This is a genomic window from Pedobacter sp., from assembly GCF_031119335.1.
GTDB lineage: Bacteria > Bacteroidota > Bacteroidia > Sphingobacteriales > Sphingobacteriaceae > Pedobacter.
Genome location: NZ_JAVHXT010000006.1, coordinates 138,792 through 160,733, shown reverse-complemented (window position 1 = coordinate 160,733; position 21,942 = coordinate 138,792). Strand labels below are relative to the sequence as shown.

20 protein-coding genes are annotated in these 21,942 nt (G+C 35.5%); all 20 read right to left on the bottom strand.

Annotated elements, in window-relative coordinates:
• Nucleotides 1–66: 66 nt before the first annotated feature.
• The 20 genes from xrtY to REI64_RS08735 all read right to left on the bottom strand — a co-directional run bounded on the left by xrtY (nt 67) and on the right by REI64_RS08735 (nt 21,884).
• On the bottom strand, nt 67–642 hold the full coding sequence (gene xrtY, locus REI64_RS08830; protein WP_308849749.1) for an exosortase Y: 576 nt from the start codon (nt 640–642) through the stop codon (nt 67–69).
• Nucleotides 632–1,486: a glycosyltransferase family 2 protein gene (locus REI64_RS08825; protein ID WP_308849748.1), complete on the bottom strand. Its 855-nt coding sequence runs from the start codon at nt 1,484–1,486 to the stop codon at nt 632–634. The genes xrtY and REI64_RS08825 overlap by 11 nt, the downstream gene beginning before the upstream one ends.
• On the bottom strand, nt 1,483–2,688 hold the full coding sequence (locus tag REI64_RS08820) for an XrtY-associated glycosyltransferase XYAG1 (protein WP_308849747.1): 1,206 nt from the start codon (nt 2,686–2,688) through the stop codon (nt 1,483–1,485). Before REI64_RS08820 ends, REI64_RS08825 begins: the two co-directional genes overlap by 4 nt.
• 83 nt (nt 2,689–2,771) lie before the next feature.
• Entirely contained in the window at nt 2,772–4,715 is a 1,944-nt protein-coding gene (locus REI64_RS08815; RefSeq protein ID WP_308849746.1) for an amino acid permease, read from the bottom strand.
• A 752-nt stretch (nt 4,716–5,467) separates the two neighbouring features.
• Entirely contained in the window at nt 5,468–5,767 is a 300-nt protein-coding gene (locus REI64_RS08810; protein ID WP_308849745.1) for a GIY-YIG nuclease family protein, read from the bottom strand.
• 351 nt (nt 5,768–6,118) lie between these two features.
• Entirely contained in the window at nt 6,119–7,828 is a 1,710-nt protein-coding gene (locus REI64_RS08805) for a M3 family oligoendopeptidase (protein ID WP_308849744.1), read from the bottom strand.
• A gap of 49 nt (nt 7,829–7,877) precedes the next feature.
• Entirely contained in the window at nt 7,878–9,179 is a 1,302-nt protein-coding gene (locus REI64_RS08800) for a hypothetical protein (RefSeq protein WP_308849743.1), read from the bottom strand.
• Nucleotides 9,173–10,321, bottom strand: a complete 1,149-nt coding sequence (locus REI64_RS08795) for a glycosyltransferase family 4 protein (RefSeq protein WP_308849742.1) — start codon at nt 10,319–10,321, stop codon at nt 9,173–9,175. The genes REI64_RS08800 and REI64_RS08795 overlap by 7 nt, the downstream gene beginning before the upstream one ends.
• Nucleotides 10,308–11,165 (bottom strand): hypothetical protein, encoded by an 858-nt coding sequence (locus REI64_RS08790; RefSeq protein WP_308849741.1) that lies wholly within the window; start codon nt 11,163–11,165, stop codon nt 10,308–10,310. Before REI64_RS08790 ends, REI64_RS08795 begins: the two co-directional genes overlap by 14 nt.
• Nucleotides 11,156–12,352 (bottom strand): glycosyltransferase family 4 protein, encoded by a 1,197-nt coding sequence (locus tag REI64_RS08785; RefSeq protein ID WP_308849740.1) that lies wholly within the window; start codon nt 12,350–12,352, stop codon nt 11,156–11,158. Before REI64_RS08785 ends, REI64_RS08790 begins: the two co-directional genes overlap by 10 nt.
• 26 nt (nt 12,353–12,378) lie before the next feature.
• Nucleotides 12,379–13,596 carry a glycosyltransferase family 4 protein gene (locus tag REI64_RS08780; RefSeq protein ID WP_308849739.1) on the bottom strand — a complete coding sequence of 406 codons (1,218 nt, stop codon included), beginning with the start codon at nt 13,594–13,596 and terminating at the stop codon, nt 12,379–12,381.
• A 9-nt stretch (nt 13,597–13,605) separates the two neighbouring features.
• Nucleotides 13,606–14,718 (bottom strand): acyltransferase, encoded by a 1,113-nt coding sequence (locus REI64_RS08775; RefSeq protein ID WP_308849738.1) that lies wholly within the window; start codon nt 14,716–14,718, stop codon nt 13,606–13,608.
• 9 nt (nt 14,719–14,727) lie between these two features.
• Complete coding sequence (locus REI64_RS08770; RefSeq protein ID WP_308849737.1) at nt 14,728–15,450, bottom strand: class I SAM-dependent methyltransferase; 723 nt, start codon at nt 15,448–15,450, stop codon at nt 14,728–14,730.
• A 1-nt stretch (nt 15,451) separates the two neighbouring features.
• Complete coding sequence (locus tag REI64_RS08765; protein ID WP_308849736.1) at nt 15,452–16,015, bottom strand: acyltransferase; 564 nt, start codon at nt 16,013–16,015, stop codon at nt 15,452–15,454.
• Nucleotides 16,012–16,875, bottom strand: a complete 864-nt coding sequence (locus REI64_RS08760) for a glycosyltransferase (RefSeq protein WP_308849735.1) — start codon at nt 16,873–16,875, stop codon at nt 16,012–16,014. The genes REI64_RS08765 and REI64_RS08760 overlap by 4 nt, the downstream gene beginning before the upstream one ends.
• Complete coding sequence (locus REI64_RS08755; protein ID WP_308849734.1) at nt 16,872–17,792, bottom strand: glycosyltransferase; 921 nt, start codon at nt 17,790–17,792, stop codon at nt 16,872–16,874. The genes REI64_RS08760 and REI64_RS08755 overlap by 4 nt, the downstream gene beginning before the upstream one ends.
• A 21-nt stretch (nt 17,793–17,813) precedes the next feature.
• On the bottom strand, nt 17,814–18,986 hold the full coding sequence (locus REI64_RS08750) for a glycosyltransferase (RefSeq protein ID WP_308849733.1): 1,173 nt from the start codon (nt 18,984–18,986) through the stop codon (nt 17,814–17,816).
• Complete coding sequence (locus tag REI64_RS08745; protein ID WP_308849732.1) at nt 18,987–19,784, bottom strand: FkbM family methyltransferase; 798 nt, start codon at nt 19,782–19,784, stop codon at nt 18,987–18,989.
• Nucleotides 19,784–21,028, bottom strand: a complete 1,245-nt coding sequence (locus tag REI64_RS08740; protein WP_308849731.1) for an ABC transporter ATP-binding protein — start codon at nt 21,026–21,028, stop codon at nt 19,784–19,786. Before REI64_RS08740 ends, REI64_RS08745 begins: the two co-directional genes overlap by 1 nt.
• A 13-nt stretch (nt 21,029–21,041) precedes the next feature.
• Nucleotides 21,042–21,884 carry a glycosyltransferase family 2 protein gene (locus tag REI64_RS08735; RefSeq protein WP_308849730.1) on the bottom strand — a complete coding sequence of 281 codons (843 nt, stop codon included), beginning with the start codon at nt 21,882–21,884 and terminating at the stop codon, nt 21,042–21,044.
• Nucleotides 21,885–21,942 lie beyond the last annotated feature (58 nt).

Sequence of the window (21,942 nt, the reverse complement as noted above, 5' to 3'; positions counted from 1 at the left end):
TCGTTAAATAACTGATTGCGAAGATATAAAAATGATAGATGTTCTAAAACAAAAAGGAGTACAGGGTTATGCTTTAGCAACTTTGCTAATATATTTTAACCAAATGTACACCAGTATAATCAATACGGCGTAAACCACAATATTGAATAAATCATGGTGATCCATATTTACGAGTGGATCTCTGCGGTTCCAATATAAAGACAATAGTACCAGCCTAAGTGTATTTAATAGCTGGATGATAACCAACCCCAAGACGAGGAAGCCATACCTTGCTTTAATCCTACCGGGAAATGTAATTACAAAGGCGGCGAATACGCTCATTACGCCATATCCTAAGCAACTATACACCATGGTAAAGCCATATTTGCCGATCACTTTCAATTGGTATTTGTTTGTGTAAACAATGTAATCGAACCATCGTAAAACTGTTGCAGTACTCTCTATAGTGAACTGGCGCCACCAATTGATATAGTTTAAATGTTCGTCTAAAAAAGGGATATAAATGCCACCTTTGGCAGTAACGCCTATAAACGCAACATTAAACCCTTCAAATAGGAAATAGAGGGCTATGAAATAGATGATGAACCTTATGTAAGGGTCTTTCCATAATTTAAGAATAGGGTCTAATGCTTTATTGCTCATTAGATTGGCTATTTAAATGTTTATGCTCATATATTTTCGCATCTATCAAAAATCTAAACCAGAAACACTGTAGGAAATGAAAAACTAAACCCCTTGTACCATCTAAAAAACCTAGACGAAAGAAGTAGCGTACAGTAAAGTAAATAAAAGGGCGTACAAAAAGTGGGAATTTCTCGTAGATGGTTTTGATATATCTTCTTTTTTGTATCGCATTACCATTTATTGAACCCGTGATGGTTTCACTTGATACTTGGTTATTGATTTGTTGTTGAGCTTCTAAGGTAGACCACTTGTTGTGTCTTTCGGTAAAAGTACTTAACGACTCTGTTGCCAAGTCAATAATATCTCCCTTTAGTTTGATGGTATCACCTTGCACTAGAAAATGTTGATCGTATAACTTCTCTTCGCATTTACCGAAGCCTTTTCTGAACATTACGGCATGATAGGTAGGGTAGTGACCACCGTATTTTATCCATTTACCCATAAAAACTGTTCTTCTGCTCGCCAAAAAACCATTGATGTGTTGAGGAACGCCGTTTGCTAAGTTTTGAAAGATGTTTGCTTTTAACTCTGGTGTTAACCGATGATCTGCATCGATGTTCAATATCCAATCTGTGGAGATGGGTAAAGTGTTAATTGCCCAGTTACGTTGTTGTGCATAATTTTCGAATGGGTTGGTAAAAACCTTTACATCGAATTCGTTTGCAATAGTTACGGTTTGGTCAGTGGAACCTGAGTCTACTACGAATATGTTTTCTGAAAAATCGGCGACGCTTTCTAAACAAGCTCTGATATTTTTTTCTTCGTTGTAGGTTAATATGATTACGGTAACCGCTGATTTCATTTAAAGCTGTTTTGATATAATTTGACGTAAGTTGCTGCTAATCTACTTTCTTCAAAGTCGTGCTGGATTAACGCTGGCGCAGTCTCACGAATATATGTTCTTTTCGTAAGGTCTTTGTAAGATAGTTCGATATTCCTAACAATTGCTTCCACATCCAAAGATGTTACCCAGCCTATCTTATTTGCTGCTACATAATCTGCTAAACCAACTTCCTCGCTAATCAATACTGGAGTGCCCATTGCTAAACTCTCTATCACTACATTGGCGAAGTTTTCATTGTAAGAGGTGAGTACCATTAAATCGCTAGCTGAAATCATGTCAAATTTCGATTGCTTTTCGATATGTCCAAGCCACCTTATGTTGGAAGCTATACCCAGATCCGTAGCTAAGGTTTGTAAGCTTTTAATATAGCTCTCTTCGCCTGTTCCAGCAATAGAAAGTTGATAGGGGATATTTACTTGCGATAAAGCACTAAATAGTAGCTCCAAGCCTTTCTTTTCTTCTATGCGAGATAAAAATAACAGTTTATAGGTGTCTGGTTGGCTACTTGACACCCCGGTCGACCATTCTCCGATTTCAGGTCGGACGGAACTGGGAAAGCGGACAAAGTTGGGAATTACAGTAACACCATTTACTTCACACGTTTGTAATACATCTTTTCGTTCCTTCTCACTGGTGGCGTGGATATGTGCGTACTTCAACAAACGTTTGCCCAAGAAAAAGTGGATAGTATCCTTAACCTTCGAATTGCGGTTATTGAGGCTGTAGCTGGTCAACATTCCTCTTGGAGATAAGATAACTTTTACCCCATACCATTTGGCTACCAGCGCAGAGAAAATAGACACCAAGTTCCACCAGGCATGGATATGGACAATGAGTTGTGGGTTTAGCGTATTGCGTGTAGCGTTGGGCGTTTGACGTTTAGCGTTTTTAATGGTTTGGTGCAGAAAACTCAAAAGGGACGGAGAAAAGTGCGTATGATCTTTCGTTAAGCGTTTGAAATAATACACCTTCACGCCATCTACTAAGGTTTCTTTACCAGTTGGCACGTCCAATTCATCTTTGCCGTTAGCGGTAGTGGTCAATACCATCACATCTTCGCCTGCTTTTACCAGTTCTTCCGACAGTTTGGAAACCGACATGGTTGGCCCGCCGTAAACGTAGGCTGGTTTATAAGCCGCACATATTTGGATGATCTTCATACCCCCTTAGCCCCCTGAAGGGTGGAAACAGTATAATGTTTAGAAAATGCGGAATTATTATTCACTCGTGTAAATACTCCCCTTTAGGGGTTGGGGGTTGACAACTTACTGTACTTATAACCATACGAGAAGTAAACAACAAGCCCGACTGCTAGCCAAATACCGAAGCCTACCCAATTGCTCAGTTCCAATTCGCACATCATGTACAAACAGCTGATTAGTCCCAATACTGGAATTAGGGATAAATTTTTGACGATGGATAAATAGGTCATGATCAGACAAATGATCAAAAATATCCACATCGGGATTTTATGCTTGAACAAATGCCAACCACTTTCATATTTCTTATGTTCGCCAATGGCTGATTTAGCCATAAAGCTTTCATATTGCTCCGTTTTTAGGTTGCTTAGGTAAGCTTCCGCATCAATCTGTTTGCCTTGTAACACCACCGGACTAGCACTGATTTCTTGCTTCACCGTTTGTAATTCCTCTGCATTCAAAGAAGTGACAAAGGTAACGGGGCTGATCACTTTGGATTCGTTGGTCACAAAAGCCATGGTTTCTTTCTTAAATTGTGTAAAGGCGATTATGAAGCCCCCAATTAGTAATAGGGGTGCCACAAACTTGGCATTTACATAAGGGATCTTAAATTTACCGCGTTGCACATCGGGCCTGTTTTGAAGTACTAAAACCCCGGCACAAACCAATACGAAAGCGAATAAGGTGCCAATAGAACATAAATCGGTAACGGTAGTTAAATTCATGAACAACGATGGCACTGCGACTACAAAACCCACTACTACCGTAGAAAATGAAGGCGTTTTGTACTTAGGGTGGATCTTAGAAAAAGCGGGAGGTAATAAACCATCACGGCTCATGCTCATCCAGATACGAGGTTGACCCATTTGGAACACCAACAGTACAGATGCCATGGCGAACACGGCACTCACCGCAATAATGCCACTCATTAATTTTAAATCGATGGCATCGAATACGTAAGCCAAAGGATCGCCAACGGCTAAGGTGTTATATTTTACAATACCGGTTAAAACCAGGGCAATGGCGATGTACAGCGTGGTACAAATGATAATAGCCCACATCATCCCTCTGGGTAAATCTCGTTGTGGATTTTTACATTCCTCTGCTGTAGTAGAAATGGCATCGAAACCTATATAAGCAAAGAATACCGCCGAAACGCCTTTCAATACACCCGATATCCCGTTAGGTGCAAATGGGTTCCAGTTTTCGGTATCTACATAAAATACACCTACCGCCAATACCAATAAAATTACGGCAAGCTTAACCACTACCATGGCATTACTGGCGTTTCTAGATTCTTTCATCCCTCTATACACCAACCAAGTAATAAAGATGATGATAGCCAGGGCAGGAAGATCGGCTACTAAATGGAAACCTCCAATTTGCGGTGCGGTGTTCCAAGCATTGGCTGCAATTCTAGTTGCATCGTCTAAGTTTGCCATGCTTTTGCCTGCATTCACCAAAGCTTCGGCATGTTTATGGCCATTGTAAGCGCTTAGGTAATCCATACTCGCCCAATCTGGCACATGGATACCGTTAATACCTAATGCGGGGATCTTGATGGAGGAGAGCAATCCGGTAAAATAATCGGACCAGGAAATGGCTACCGTAATATTGCCAATGGCATATTCCATAATCAACGACCAGCCGATGATCCATGCCACCAACTCGCCAAATGCTACGTAAGAATAGGTGTAAGCGCTACCAGAAACAGGTACCATCGACGCAAATTCTGCGTAGGCGAAAGCCGCAAAACTACAAGCGATAGCAGTAAAGATAAATAGGAAAATTACCGCAGGACCACCATCGGCACTTGCTTTACCAATGGTGCTGAAAATTCCAGCGCCAATAATAGCGGCAATACCGAAGGCTGTAAGGTCTCTTACGCCTAAAGTTTTATGAAGTGATGCTTCATGATCGCCATAGCCTTTTTGGGCATCGGCCAATATTTTGCTAACTGATTTCTTTCTGAATAGGTTGTTTAGCATTTGCTAGGTTTTGTTTGATGATGTTTCAAACTTAAAAAAATAAATAGACTTCTTGTTGTTTTGAGTTTATCGAAGCCCCTAAATTTTATCGTCATACCCAACTCGATTGGGTATCGTAATGCGATAAAAGGATTTTATTTACCACCTAAGACACATAAGTTCATTTTAGATTTGGTTGATTTTGATTAACCTCATAAGATACTCGTAGTGCATTATCATAAAATAAAATCAACATCAAAATAACCACCCCGCCTTTTAGGCACCCCTCCAAAGGAGGGGAATTTCGCTCTCCATTCCCCTCTTTCAGAGGGGTGGTCGAAGACCGGGGTGTACAATAAAAGAGGTTAATTTTTTTAAATACTTAGAGATAAGGATGTTATGTTTTTTAAATTGAAAAAAGTATTATTCACTACATGCATAAGATATCTAAGTACATTTAAGTTCTCATTTTATACTATGCAAGCATAACATAGTACACTAACAGTACACTAACAGTACTCTATCCCTACTTGAACCCTAGCTTTGATGTGGCTTTGGTGTGCTCTTGTGTTTTCCGTCATCCAAACCTTTCATTTTCCGTCATCTCGACTTTGGGAGAATTGAAAATCAACGAAGTTAGATCTGTTGGTTTTTTGGTAGTGGTTTATGTTTTTCGGGTGCTGCTAGGTTGCAGATTCCTCTCTGCGTTCGGAATGACGTGCACTTTTTATGACGTGCTGGAGTGGACATCCGGAATGATGTACTATTCCACATCACCACTCACTTATCTCATTCCATAAATCCAACCATTGAGGATTTAATCGATTTATTAATTCCTGTTTTTTCTCCCTTCTCCACTTTTTGATTTCCTTCTCTCTAACAATGGCCTCTTCAATACCGAAGAGCGTTTCGTAATACACACAACAATCTAAGTTATACTTTGCTGTGAATGCGTTTGGATGTAAATGTGCCTTATGTTGGTAAATTCGGTTGCGGAGATCTGAAGTGACACCAACATATAAGGTAGTTTTATTTTTGTTGGTCATGATGTAGATGAAGCCGCCTCGCTGCATTTTTGTTGATTTTTTTCTTGTTTTGCATCCACACGATCATTTTTCCCGTCATCTCGACCGTAAGGAGAATTGAAAATCAACGAAGTTAAATCTGTTAGTTTTTTTGAAGTGCGTTATGTTTTTTAGTGCTACTAGGTTGCAGATTCCTCTCTGCGTTCGGAATGACGTGCAAGGAGGAATGACGCGACCTTTCGACCGTCGTCCAAACCTCCCGCTTCTCCGTCATCTCGACGATGTGCAACGAGGAGAGATCTGTTAGTTTATTGGTAATACTGTATATTTTGCACTGCAGTACTAATAGTTTACAGATTTCTCTTCGTCGTGCCTCCTCATCGAAATGACGTGCTACTTTTACCCCAATTTCTCCAATTCTTCCTTCACAAAACCTGCTAACTCTTTGATATATTCTGCGCTGAAATCAAACTTAATACCTGCAGTTTCGTAGATCTCGTTCATTGGTTTAGTATAGCCCAAAGCCAAGGCATCCAAATATTGTTGTAATCCTTGTTCAGGATTTTCTTTATAGTTTTTCCAAACTGCAATAGCGCCCAGTTGTGCAATTGCATATTCAATATAATAGAATGGAACCTCGAACAAGTGCAACTGTTTTTGCCAAACGTTACCAAACTGCTGTTCAAAATCCGTCCAATCTGCAAAGCCTGCACCAAAGCGGGTATAGATTTGCTTAAAAGCCTCTTCTCTATCAGCAGCGTTATGTTCTGGATTTGTATAGATCCAATGCTGGAATTGATCGATCACCGCAACCCAAGGTAGAGTTTTTAATACATCAACCAACTGTTCCTTTTTCGCTCTAATTAAATCTTCTTCCTTGTCGAAATACACCGACCATTGGTCCATAGAAATCAGCTCCATGCTCATCGAAGCCAGTTCTGCTACTTCAGAAGGGCAGTGTTTGAAATCGTTGAGTTCTAAATTGGCCGTTAAAAAGGTATGAATGGCGTGACCACCTTCATGCACCATGGTCGTTAAATCACGAAGTGAATTGGCCGAGTTCATGAAAATGAAAGGTGCACCCGTTTCTGCCAGTGGATAGTTGTAACCTCCAGGAGCTTTGCCCATTCTGCTTTCTACATCAAAAAGATTGTTCGCTTTCATGATGGCCAATTTTTCGCCTAGAGCAGCATCGATCTGATTAAAACAAGCAATTGACTTGTCAATCAAATCTGCACCATTTTGGAAAGGTTTTAATGCCGGTTTCCCCGTCGTGCTTACTTCCAAATCCCAAGGTTTCAATTCGGCCAAGCCTAAAGCTTGTTGACGTTTTTCGGCTTGCTCCTTTAAGATTGGTACAATTTCCTGTTCAATGGCTTCTGCAAATTTATAGCAGTCTCTTGGGGTATAATCAAAACGGCCCAAAGCTTGGAACATGTAATCTCTATAATTCTCAAAACCTGCGTTCAAAGCTACTTGGTGACGTAGTTTCACCAACTCATCAAACAGGATGTTCAATTGGTCTTTGTCTACCAATCGGCGTTGTTGGATCGTTTCCCATGCCTGCTGACGAACGTTGCGGTCAGTATCTTTCAAGAAATTACTGGCTTGCTCTAAAGTGTACTCCTGATCGTTAATGGTAACACTCATAGCACCAGTGATCCCTTGATACTTTTGTTGTTTCACCTGTAATTCAGTGAACAAAGGAATGTTTTCTTCCCTGAACAACTCCAAAGCCTTGCGAACGCCACGCAGGTAAACGAAATATTTCTGCTCATCTAACTCATCTACATAAGGGTTTTCTACTAATTTCTTATTCAATTCATTAGCAAGTGGTGCAATTTTCGGTTCAATCTCTGTAGCAAAATATTGAAAGTCGGTTACCAATTGTTCATTTGCCGTATCGCAGCTCATTTTAATATAGCGCCAAGCGAAATCTTCTTCTAGTGCTGCCTCCAATTCGCTTTTATCTTTTAGCCATTGCTCCAATTCAGCAGCGCTATTGATTGTTCTATTTTGTAATTCCTCGAAAATAGGGGATAAGTTTTCCCATTTAATTTCTAGGTTTTGTGGGATGTAGGTTCTTTGTTTTTTTATGATAGTGTTCATAGTATTTGTTAGATAACCTTAACGTTTTTTAATAATAAAATTACTTTTATTAGTTATATTTTGATATACGCGGCAATAAATATTTAATGAAAATAATCGCGACAATAGTATAATAGATCAGTGGAGGTATTACTTTAAAGCTATCCGCTCCATAAAAGTTGCAGAGAGTAAAATATGGAAAAGTTATTGCTAAAGACCATACTTTATTCGGGCTTTGTTTATATAGTAATAAATATGATGTTCCTATGATAATACCAATTAGCAATGGAGTAATCCAAAAATAATAAAAGCCAAAATCAATATACCCATCTGCCATATATCCTAAACTTATTGATGTATTTGATTCAGTGCCAGATATAAATCGTCCGACATATTTTGCTGTTCTTTCACTGTCATTTGTAATGGCTTTACCTGGAAATAGTATCCTAGGCTGAAAAGCGAAAATAGTAGATTCAATGAGGTTCTGTCCATTTGTATGTGGTACGTTTATCGGGACGTTATCAATTACCTCTCCAAAATATTCTACATATGAAATACGATTGATTAATTTATCAAGTCCATCATCAAATGTTTTTTCATTCAGATTGTTAGCTAATTCTAACAATTTACCCAAGGAATTTCCAGTTCTGGTAATCTGGGTATTAATTTCTGCACCTTCTTCAGTGAGGTACGTTCTATATTCCGTTTTAATGGATGACCATATCACTCCTAAATATAACAGCAGTATCACAATTGGAAATAACTTAATTGCTTTATAAACCTTTCTGTCTGTAAAAAGTCTATATAATTGAACAAGTAATAAAATGTAAAAGTAATCTTTAAAGTCGGCAAAATACCCTGTAAACGAGATGATAATTTCAATGATGAGGAAAATGTAAAATATATTTTCCTCATTAGGTTTTCCAATGCGTACATAGTTTAAAGCAATGAAAAGTATAGAGAATTTGATTAACTCTAGGTATACGAAGAGCTGAGTAATTATGGTGATATCTTTTAAAGGACTTAATATAGTAAAAGCTATACTATAAGCGATGTATAAATGATGTGACTTCTTTGCTACTTGCCAATCTATTTTATGATAAGTGGTGTATGTTATTTTTCTTGTAATTAATGCTATTACTATCGACATGATTATAATTCCAATGTTCGAAAGGATAATCGCATTCTCTACCGATAGTGTAGGGATGTCTAGTTCTAAAAAATCTACTCCTAAATAGCTGGCATAGAAAATTTTTATGTTAATCGATAACCATTGAAACAACATTCCCCATAATATAGCATTATGGCTATTCTTCCGATACAAAATAACAGTTATAGCAATTAGGGTGAAAATTGCCTGTGCCGCTAACATTTATTTGCAAATTTTATGATAAAATCTTCTAGTTTTTTTGATTGGATGCTGATATTGAAATGATTATCAATTCTGTTGTAAGCGTTATTTCTAACTAAATCCATATTGTTTTCTGACGCATGCAATATACAGTCTTTAAGGGCAGATATGTCACCTTTCTCTATTAGAAAACCAGATTCTTTATTTATTATAATTTCTTTTGCACCGCCGCTTTTTGTAGCAATTACAACCTTTCTGTAACTCATTGCCTCTGCCACAACTAATCCGAATCCTTCGTCATGCCTAGATGCTAAAACTAGCATGTCAATGTTGTCGTAAAAGGTTTTCGATTCGTCTAACCATCCAGTAAATTGAACAAAATCTGCGATGTTTTCTTCCGCAATTCGTTTTTTTAATTTTGTATACAGTGGCTCTATCGGCTTACTGCCTATTAGGAGTTTCAGTCTCTGATCAATTTTTCTCGCTAAAATAAAAGCCTCGAGTAGATCTAGATGTCCTTTTGTTTCCGTCATTTGACCAGTAATTCCTATAATTATTGATTCCTCAGACCACTTCTCTCTAAAAATTAAATTTTCATAATCTGTCTGCTTTATCTCTATACCATTATGAATCGTCGTTATTTTTGAGGCATTCATACCCAACATCAAAGCTCTATCCCTTACGTCATCAGAAATGGAAATATAATGCGTTACAAGTTTGTCATAAAATCTAAACGACCTTTTTTGAAAGGGTGTGGGTGGTGGTGGATCATGGAGGTGACATAAAACAGGGACTTTTGCAAATAATTTAAGTACAGGATATAAAAGAATTAGCTCCTGTCTATTGGCAAAATATAGCGCTTCTGGTTTAAATCTATAATAGGTTCTGAGGAAATGATAATACAATAGCGGAAGTTTGCTAGTGCCATGTATTGTCATTTTTACATATTCGGTTTTTAGACTTTTGGAAATGAAACCTAGCCAACTTTCTGTATAAGGGATCGAATTTTCGTTTAGTGATTTTTTAAACATGCCATCGCTCCATTTAGTAAGAAGAAATAGGCTGTCTATTTTTGTAAAATTTCTGAAGAAATCAATGGTAATAAACTGTAGTCCAAAACAAAAACCTGAAGGTACTATAGCAAATATCTTAGTTTTTTTCACGCTTATGTATAAAGTTTATAGGCCAATTGGCATTTTGTATATTGGTGGGTAATTCATTAAAAGGAATATTCTCAAATTTGAAATCCTTTACAGATTCAGTATCCCATGTTTTGGATTCGGAATGACTGGATTTTTGGAACTTATTCCATATGCGTTCTTTATCTCCTATCCAGCAGGCATGATGAAATACTCCAACTTCTTTTGGGCAGTTAATAAAACCGTATATATTGTCAGATAAATCTGGTAACCGCAAAATTTTGAATAACTTAGATAAGCGTTGTAAATTCCATGAAATAGTTCTGCGTTGCTCAAAAAGTAAGTTTGGCTTGATGAAGCCGAAATGAGTAAAATCTATAATACTATTTGGAATCCGCTGGTGCCAGTTTTCAACGTAATTATACCCAGTAACTCGCATTCCTCTAGGTTTTTTCTGTTCTAAATATTTTAGTATGCTAGGAATAGTTTGTATATCATATATCTCATCTGCATCTACTATCCAAAAGTAATCTGGTGCTTCGTGAAAATCAATAATTTCATTAAATGCCCTTCCATGGGAAATAGTACCTTTGTACGGTTTTCCATTAAACGAAAGCATTTCCATATTCCTCGCTGCTGCTTCATCTGGCAACCTTCTAACAGTAAAGTGTATTTTACCATGAGGATCTGGATAATTCAAAATGAGATTAGCAGTGTTGTCAGGCTTGACGAAACTTGCATACCAATCTCTATCATATTGAGTTATAATAGATATTCTACTACAAAAGTTATACAAAGTATCTAGTTGAGGAATAATAAAATCCTCTTCGTTTAAAGCCAAGATAATTGCATGTATTTTTAACGGCATGTCATGATTTTTTTTACGGCGCTAATAGTGCTGTCGTAAGAATATTGACTAATTATTTTATAAAGTTCTTGACTACTTTTTTTGTTGGACATTGAATGTAAAATTGATTGATAAAGTTGATCTATTTCGCCAGTGTGATAAACGTGTTTATTTCCCAATTTTAATCCAATGTCTTCTGCAGAGCCACAAGAATTGGATATTATCACCTGGCAACCAGAAGCCATAGCCTCATTCACAACAAGTCCCCAAGTTTCACCAAAGTTTGATGGGAGTACTAAACAATCTGCTACTGCGTAAGCTTTAGGTATCTCCGTTTGATTTAGAAACCCTGTAATTGAAATGTTTAATTCATTTTCTTTGCAACTGTTTACTAGTCCAAGTTCCTTATCAAATATAATATTGGCCTCCTTTTTAATCTCGGGGTAAAGGACTCCATCGCCAACGTATAGAAGATGAATGTTAAGTTTGTTAGCAGACAGCTGTTTGGCAGCATAAATAATGTCTAAGGGTCTTTTTTTTTCGATAAACTTCCCTGAGAATAGAATGCAAAATGAATTAGAGGGAATGCCCCATTGTTTTCGTAGGGTATATTTGTGAGAATAAAGTTTTCCTGCTTGCTCTTTGAATCTATCATTGTCTATACAATATAGACCAGGCAGCAATTTTTCGTCTTTAATCTTATATTTCTTGTAAAGCCTTTTATTTGCTTCGCCTATATAAAGAAAATGATCGATTTTCTTAAAAAAATTAGCTAATAGCAATTTCTTTATTGGCCATTTCCATTTGCTTTCTGGTTTGAGATCGTTGCTTTCCCCTTTAAAAATTGTAATCAATCCTATAGACTTTGCAGCCCATAATGCCTGCCAATAAGCAAAAACTTGCCATCCATTGATGTATACGTGTGTAGCTTTGCACTCTCTTAGTTTTTTTTTGATATTCTCCCTAATGAAAATACTTTTAAATCCTTTGTTTGGAACTGCACCTGCGTTTACCTCTAAAAAGCGATATTTATATCCTTCCAGCATCGGTAAATCCCAGCTGAAAGATTTATCAAATTGTACATCGTAACTTTTTTTCGTTCCAAAATCGGTAAAGTACCACACTTCTAAATTAATGCCAGCATCGGTCATTTTTTTCCATAATGGTACCTGATATTGAATGGGATGGGTGGCAAAAATTACGAGCATATATTATATTAGAGGTTTAAAAAAAACTATATGTGATTTTCAATAATATGTTTCCACCTATTTCCATAGTTCTCCCAAGTTTGGTTTGCACTAGCTATTTTAGATTTTCTTGACATATCTGAAAGCTTATTTTTATTTTCATTAAACCAAATTATTGCATTTTTTAACTCGCCGATGTTACCAGCTTCGATAACCAAACCATTTTCTTCAGCAATTATTAATTCTGTTGCTCCAGAATTATAAGTTCCAACGACGGGAAGCCCACAAGAAAGAGCTTCAATTTGAACTTGAGCTAGGCCTTCAAAATAACTTGGAAATATGAACACATGAGCCTCATTGTAAATATTAGGAAGTTTATTTTTATCTATTTTACCAAGAAAGTTAATGGATTGGTGTAATGGCTTAATTTTTTCAGGCAAGTTGCCATATCCAGCTACCCAGAGTTCGCAATCAGCAAGCTTTAATTCGGTCCAAACTTTTAAGAGATCAGGAACTCCTTTATTTGCATTAATAGAACCAACAAATAAGAATACAAGTTTTTGCCTATAATTTCTAATATTTATATCTTTAAATTGTTGATTGTTAATGCCGTATGGGTTAATTAAAATTTTTTCTGAATCCACGCCGTTTTCCGTAAGAGAATTTTTTACAAAACGACTCGGCACGACAATCAAATCTGCTAAATCGTGTTCCAGCTTTTCTTGTGCTAAAAGAATTGATTTGTTTTCGTGAAAAGTATCATTATACCACTCGGGATACTCTTTACGTAACCTAGTTATATATTCTGATTTCGTTTTCGAATGACAAGTCGTTTGGTCGAGAATGAATGTTTTTCCCATGTCTTTCGCCCGTTGTGCGATTATCCAAGAGGAAGTGTCATAACCAATTATGATATCACTTTCTTTTATATAATCTTTACTTACTGAAAGTTGTATTTTTTCGTTTCTTTTATTAATTTCTTTTCGGACGTCTAACAAAGGATTGACTTTCTTTTTTAAAAGAAGTTGCAATTCGGGCAAAGGGTATGTTTTAATCTTGTTGTTTGGAAGGCCATCGAAAAATCTAAGTGATAATCTTCTATTTAATATAGGAAGTGACTTCACGACTTTCTCCAAGTATGAATTCTTCGCGAAGCCTAATGACGTTACATAATACTTTAATAAATTTAAATTATAGAGCTCTCTTGCTAGATGGGGAGAATGCTGTGTACCAGGATGTACAATCGTAATATTTGGAGATTGCATAATTAAGATCTACTTTCTTTTATTTAGAAAAGGCTTTTCTATTATCATTGACAATAAATAGCTTATAAGAACTATGGAAGCCACGAAAGGATAAATAAACCAAAAGTGTTGGGGTAGCTTATGATTATTTACTTCTAAAATATAGCTGTGTACAAAAATTAATATTGGGACATGGATAATATATATCGTATAAGAACAATCTCCAAGCCATTTGAGTTTGATAAGGACTTTAATAAGTATATTGTTTTCATTCAGTGAAAAAAAGAAACTTAACAATCCAACTAGGCCTAAACCCCAAAGAATATCATTGTATGATGAAGAGGGTTTGTATATGACGAAAGGTATTATTAAAATTAATATAGAAAGATGTGTGAAATTAATTTTGATTTTTCTTAAATATACTTCTGCTAAAAGCACTCCCAACCACCAAATTAACATCATTGAAAAAACATCACGCAGTAATTGGATAGGCCAATCAAGAAATTTAAAACTTAAACAAAAAAAGATTATTTGTAAGATAGTAGCTAAGACTATATTTTTTTTTGCTGTATAATAGAAAAAAGGGTATATAACATAAAACCACCATTCGTAGCTAAGTGACCATGTTGCCCCATTAGAGCCAAAAATAGGAACATAAGTTCTCATTAAAAAAAGTAAGTTGCCGAGAAATGTCGCTATCGATGTATTTTCTTCATTCAAATGAAAAGAACTATATATTGATCCAGTTCTGTAATTACTGAAATTTAGAATATTATTGCCTATATAGTCTAATGCAGCTGTTAGTAAAATAGCAAATATGAATGCTGGATACAAACGTTTGATCCTGTTTTTTAAATATTTAATCCAAAATTTTGAATCTACAGACAGCCTTTTCGCAGAGTTATGTGTGCTTAGATGAATTACGAATCCAGATAACACAAAAAATAATAACACAGCATTATGACCAAAACGAAATATCGTGAAAAAGTAAGCTTGAAGCTTCTCAAAAAGGCTATAGTCATTGGGATGAACATTAATCCCATGTTGAAAGCCTTCCCATAAAAGCCATCTAGCGTGGCCTATTAAAACATAAAGCGCAGCTAAGCCACGTAATCCGTCTAGAAATTGGATATGTTTTTTCAATTTAAATGTTTATAAGATTTTATCAAAGGCAAATATTACACCGTGTGGCGAGTTCCTGTAGATACTAATCCCTTTCGTATTCGTAGTGCTTAATATGTATACGTCGTAATAATGATTTTTAATTAACTTAAAGTCCGTAAATATTGAATAGGAATAAAATAACCCGTCTCCCTCCGATATTTGATATTTTTTTCCTTTTGTTCGCAGCCAGTTGTAAGCTGGCCATAATTTTAGTGCATTTAGTGATTGCTTGATTGTTCTGCTTAGAAGAGAACCTTGCCCAAAATTATTGGAGTCAGAAATAAAAATACCTTTCTTGGAAACTCGTACCATTTCCTTGATTACTTGAGAAGGTGTCTCAACGTGATGTAGTATGCCAAACTCGCATACGAGATCTATTGAATTATCTTCAAAATTTATTTTATAACCATTCCCTTCAATGAGCTCATTTTCTTTTAAACCTTTCGAATAGCCTATTAACCGAAGTTCTTTTACAGGCTCAATGCCAATAATTTTTAGATACGGAAAATTGCTCTTTAAAAATGAGATGGCTCTTCCTGTTCCGGCACCTACGTCAAGAATTGATTTAATTTTAAACTTCTTAATTAGCGAAATTAGATAATGCAATGCTAAATCATGTTCAAGGTCATTCCCTTCCAAGAGATGCATTTTATCATATTGTTCAGAAGTTTTGGCGTAATATGTTTCTTGTATTTGTTGTGGTGTTAACATACTATTCGGTTTTTTTACTTAAATGTTTTGCAGGAACGCCACCTATAATTGAGCCATTTGGGAAGCTTTTAGTCACTACCGAACCAGCACCAACCACACAATAGTCTCCTAACTCTACATCTTTTAAGATAATCGTTTTTGCTCCAATCCAACAGTGGTTGCCGATTTTTACTTTTCCACGTTGCATAGGTGCTTTTTGCGGCGATATACCATCGCCAAAAGTGTGATTGGAATCGGTGATATAAACGTCAGGACCGAACATGTTATAATCGCCTATTTGTATCATACCACAGGCATCTAGCATCATATTTTTGTTGAAATAGTTATAAGAGCCTATGATTATTCTTTTTCCTGAAAAAGCGGTATCCTCTGGCCAAAGTTTGTACGTAGAGGTAAAAGTATTGTGATCTGTTATTTCTATCTGTGTGGCTCGACGTAATAATCCTTTTTCAAAACGATTTTTTTTACCTATTCTAGCCCCTAGAAATCGGTAAATTAATATTTTAAATCTGCTTTTAATACTGTTCGGAATTCTAAAAAATAAAGATTCTATAAAATATTTCATGAGGATCTTTTTCCTAGTTTAATAAAAGTTGTAAAAGCATTTAAGCTAACAGGATTTCTGTGAGTTTTTCCTGTTATTAACCACTTAAAGAAAAATCTGAAGCCTTGTAAACATGGTTTTAGCAGCGGTTCTTTTTTGTAGGTTAATGAAAACTTTAAGTGCTTGTAGAATTTAATTAAAATAGATGGAATTAAAATGAATAACGGTGCTCTTCGGTAAGTAAATACTAAATCATTACAAACTCCCGAGAGATGTTGGTTAGCTAAGTCTCTTGAAAGCATCGTTTTTTCATGCCAAACGTACATGCTTTTATAATTCACTACTTTATAACCAGCATTAATTAGTCTGATGCAGAAGTCTTTTTCTTCTCCACCGTAAAAACCGGGATTAGGGGTGTAATAGCCTATTTTTTTTGCAGCTTTTAAATTAATAATATGTCCACAGCCGATGAAATTATTCGACTCTATAATATAGGGTACAACGTTACATCGTTTCGGGGAATCAGGAGTTAACATATCAAAACCTAATGCACCAATATTGGGATTAGCTTGCATATGATCTAATGCTTTTCTAATTGCAGTATGGTCGACAAACCAAGCATCATCATCCAAACTACAAAAATAATCGTAACCTCCTTTCTGCATAAAAAGATTTCGGGCATATAAGTAACCATTAGGCAAATCAGAGAAAAGCCAATTTACTTGAGGATATAAACTTTCCAGATTTTTTGTTTCATCAGTAGAAGCATCATCATATACCCAAATTTCTTTATTTAAGTAATCTTGGCTTAATGCCGACTTAATTGATTTAGGCAAAATAGAAGCTCTATTTTTAGAGGTTATACCTATTAAGATTTTCAAATTTTTTGTATTTTCTTTAATGCGGAATATTTTCCTTTTAAATATTTTATAGATAGAATCTTCTTTGAACTTACGGCAGAAAACAATTGTTGCAGAAATAATTTAACATAGTCTTTTAATCCTGTTTGATTTCGGATATGTTTCATTATGTAAAATCGGTTTACCAACTCCATTTCTGAATTGATGAAAATATTGCTTTTACCCTCACTTGGCTGGCTATCGTGATAAATGTGAGCTTGGCTTGCAGTTATTAATTTCCAGTTCTGACCAACTCGAAGTGACAAAGCTAAATCTTCCATCAAGGAGTAACCAACGAAATGATGGTCAAACACAGGTTTTGGCAGTGCATCTTTGCGGTAAAAAGTGCATCCCAAGTTCAGCCAATCCACTTCTGCATACTCTACTTTTGTTTCTAAAGAAGGAAGAAAGCAAATTGCTGGACCAATGCATTTGCCTGCAAGGGACTTCGAAGTGTCACCCCCTAATAACCTATAAAACATTTTGCTTATGCTACCAAGATTATGATAAGATTGATTTGTAATTACGGCATTTATTCCGCCGCAATTCTGGTGTTTTTGTAAACCATCCCATAAAATTTTAATGCAATCCTTTTCTAGAATGATATCGTCATCAAAGAACCCGATAATATCTGTGTTTGCAAGTGCGATACCCTGATTGCGTTGTTTTGCTGCTCCTAATTCTATAGCTTTCTCGTGAACTATTATACTTGATAAGTTTGGCCACATCGACGAAGTGGATTTCTCAAAATCTTTAGAGCCATCAATAATTATTATTTCATATGGTTGGTGTTGCTGTAACGATATACTCTGTAAGGTTTTTTGTAGTATTTCAGGCCGGTTGTATGTTGGGATTACAATGGAGAGGTTTAAAACATATCTGTTGTTGATTTCTAACATGTTGTTTTTTAGGAAAATCTATTAGCTATTAAGATAGGATTTAATAAAGCCATAGAACTTTGTTTTTATAATATGGTTTGCAAAATTCTCTTTACCAAATTTATAAGCCTTTTCTCCAAACTTTCTTCTAACATTAAAATCAACCGAGCAGTCCGTTAATTTTTTTATTTGCTGAGAGGCAATTTCTTCCACTGTGTAAAATATTTCGGGGTTAGCTTTAGCAAACTTAATTCCGCTTGAATATTCTTTTCCAATAATTACAATTGGTAGACCTGTTAAAGTATAATCAACTAATTTACTTGGGAAATTTGTCGACACGCTTTGTTTGGAGAACTTTGACATATCTTGAATTAATAATAAAATGTCAATATTTTTTTGAATATATTCAACTAAATCTTTTGCTTCAACCCATCCACCTATTACGATGTTGTTAGTTTTTAATCCATTTTCTCTAAGAACATTTAAAGTTATATTACTAAGAAGAATTAATTTGTGGCCAGACGTCTCAATTTCATGAGCAAACTTAATCATGTCATTTATTAATCCCGGAGTATTTATCGAGCCCAAATACCCAAACGTTAATTTTTGTTTATCATAAAAATTTATTTGAGGCGGTTCCCTTGTTAATGGCTGGAGAGGGTACAATATTTCTGCATCAGTTTTGCCAAATTTATTTTCGTAAAATTCTTTTAGAAATTCCGAAACACAGAGGTTTTTAGATTTTGTATATAATTGTTGAAAATCCCTTGTTAAATGCTTCTTTGCAAACTGCAGTAGTCCAACGGAATGATAAAAGTAGTCATGATGTATACAGATGAACGGTACTTTTCGTTTTTCAGCAACTTTAAATGCATTTATATAAAGTAGGTGATGAGAAACAGAGAGTATAATGTCAGGTCTATAGTCTTTAATTAGTTTCATCAATTTCTTTTGTATGAAATATGATAGAAAATAGATTAATGTATTATAAACAGCGGTAAATCTTGTCTTATAAAGACGACTTAAAGGGTATCTAAGTTTAACATATTCTACTGGTAGTTTTTTATTAACATCATTTTCCTTAAGATTGCTTTCAATGATTCGAACTTCCCCAGGGTAGTTTTCTAAGAGCCGGAATAATACTAACTCACCTCCAGTAGTATTAACAGCCGATACATCCGATATATATAATATTTTAGGTAAACTTCCGCTCATCTAATTCGGAATAAGTAAGAAATTTTCATCCATCTTAGATAATAATTCTAAATCTTTGATAGTAGTGCATTTGCTAAAATAAGGTAGTGCATATATTGTATAATCTATGTCTGTTGTGAATTTCAAAAGATCTAAATTTGATAGATTAAATGGGATTATATTTATTTTATTCCATTCCATTAATATTGAAGGCCTACATTTTTTGATACACTCTTTGCCTCCGTGTAGCGCTAATAAGTCTGCTCCTTCAATATCAATTTTAATGAAGGAAATCTCTGGGTTATTAAACGAATTCCATATCTCATCAATTGTTGTGCAGTCAACTTGTATAGAGTTAATAAAATTTGTACGAGAAGTATTCATTACACTTTCGTAAGCAGCATTTTCTGTTGTTGCAATTTGAAAGTCGATTGTACCACTTTTGTTTGAAACGGCTTTGTTTATTAGATGCCACTGCTTATTGAAATTACTGCTTTTGTGAGTTTTTGATAGAAAAGGGAATGAACTAGGGGAAGGTTCTATAGAAATCACATGATTATTACTATTTCTAGACAATATAGGTATAGCCATTAGACCTATATTTGCTCCTATGTCAAAAGTGTATGTGTTATCTCTAACCAAATTATTTAGAATTTTAACATTGTCCATTTCATATATTCCTTCTTCTATAGCTCGAAGGAATATTACACTATTTTTAGGGAAGTAAACCTGATGCTTATAGTAAGGAAAAGTGCCTTTTAAATTCCAATACCATTTGAAAAAGGTTCTTTTGATAATTTTTTTGATGATCTGTATCATTAAATAATTTTAGTTTGTAGATTCATTAGACCGCGTACCGAAGGGTCATATTCAAAGGTTAAATCGTTATCGTTATTAATTGCCGATAGAATTTCAAAGTTGTATACCCCAAGGATATTTTTTGAAATTATATTATCTTGAAGATAAAAACCTAACTGATATTTCCCCTCTATTAATGGGCAGTCCTTGATTGCAATTTTGATATTCAATGCTCCATCGGAAGCTATGCGAACACTTGACCCTAAGTCATTTCTTAGATCAATGATAGCTACTCTTTGATTAAATTCATTATAAATTAATGGTGTGAGAGAAAATATAGTTCTTTCTTCGCTAGATCTAATTCTGATATTTAGTTGGATATCTTCTAGACTATGGAGTTGTGTATTGCTAAAGCATAACTCTTCTATAACATAATTATCATCTAAAGTACTTTTTGTAATTTCATTTTCATTTTGTAACTGAAGATATTCTGGGATTATTGAGCTTGTATCCCCTATATTAGTTAGTTTTCCAAAGTTTAGAATCATTGATTTTTTGCAAAGCTTATAAACGCTCCCCATATTATGGCTCACAAATAGTACCGTTCTACCTTCCCCTTTACTTACTTCGCCCATTTTACCCAAGCACTTTTTTTGAAATTCAGCGTCGCCAACAGCTAATACCTCGTCTACAATTAAAATTTCACTTTCTAAATGGGCAGCTACAGCGAAAGCTAAACGCACATACATACCGCTAGAGTAACGTTTTACAGGAGTATCTATATAACGTTCTACGCCTGCAAAATCTACAATTTCATCGAATTTGCGAGTAATTTCCTTTTTGCGCATACCCAATATGGCACCGTTCAAGTAAATATTTTCACGGCCAGTGAGTTCTGGGTGGAAACCAGTACCTACTTCTAACAAAGAAGCGATACGACCTTTACCGGTAATACGGCCAGATGTAGGGGAGGTGACACGGCTTAATACTTTTAATAAGGTACTTTTACCTGCGCCATTACGTCCAATAATACCCACGGCATCGCCCCGCTCAATTTCGAAATTAATATCCTTTAGTGACCATACAACGTCTGAAGCGCCTTTGCTGGTGCGGTCGTTAGTTTCGCCGATACGTAAAAATGGATCTTCCTTGCCACGAATGCGGGCATACCAACGTTCCAAATCTCGGCTAATGGTACCTGTGCCAATTTCTCCTAATTGGTAGGCTTTGGAAAGGTTTTCGGCTTTTATCGCGATGTTAGACATGTTGAGGTTGAGGCTAAGGTTGAGGTTGAGGTTGAGGTTGAGGTTGAGAGGTTGAGATTGAATTAATGTAGCGCAAGTAACCTTTTTTTTTAGGGCCATTGCTAAGATTTGCGATCAACCTATTTGCCTTTAAGAGGATTCTTGTAAAGATCCCCTTTTTTTTGATTATCAGTCTGTATTGTTCTGAGTATTGGGGGTAACACTGATGTAAAAAGTTTCCCCTTTCTTTTTGACTGAGCTTGTAATCACTAGAAAATCCATTTAAAACAAAATTGCAAAGTACAATTTCATCTATTTTTTTAAATACAGAACCTTTCTTAAAGGCATCGAAACTAAATATCCAATCGCCAGATAATTGATAGTTCTCTTTATAAAGGCCTATTTCTTCAAAAAGCCTTTTTTCTATAAACATCGTTTGGTGGCATAAAGAAGATTTTATAAAAAAACTATCGCTCACTGTTTTTGGATAGGTCTTTATCCAAGCAAACTTTAGTTTTTCATCAACAAAGTTTACATCGGTATAGAAGATGTTAGCATTGTCATCTTTAATTTTTGCAGCAGTTTCTGTTAAAATGTTGGGATGGTACAGCGTATCACCACTATTTAAAAATAAAAGAAATTTACCATTTGCCTGTTTGATACCTTTGTTCATGGCTTGGTAAATACCGCTGTCTTTCTCGCTAATCCAATAGTTAATTTTCTCTTGATATTCCTTGATGAGTGCTACACTTCCGTCGCTTGATGCACCATCTATAATGATGTATTCGAAGTTTTGATAAGTCTGTTTGAAGACACTGGTCATCGTTTTTTTCAAACCTTCGAAATTATTTAGGTTAATGGTGATAACGGAAAGCATTATTTTAGCCATTTTCTCAATACCTTAAATACAAACGATTTTCTAAATTTCTCATCAA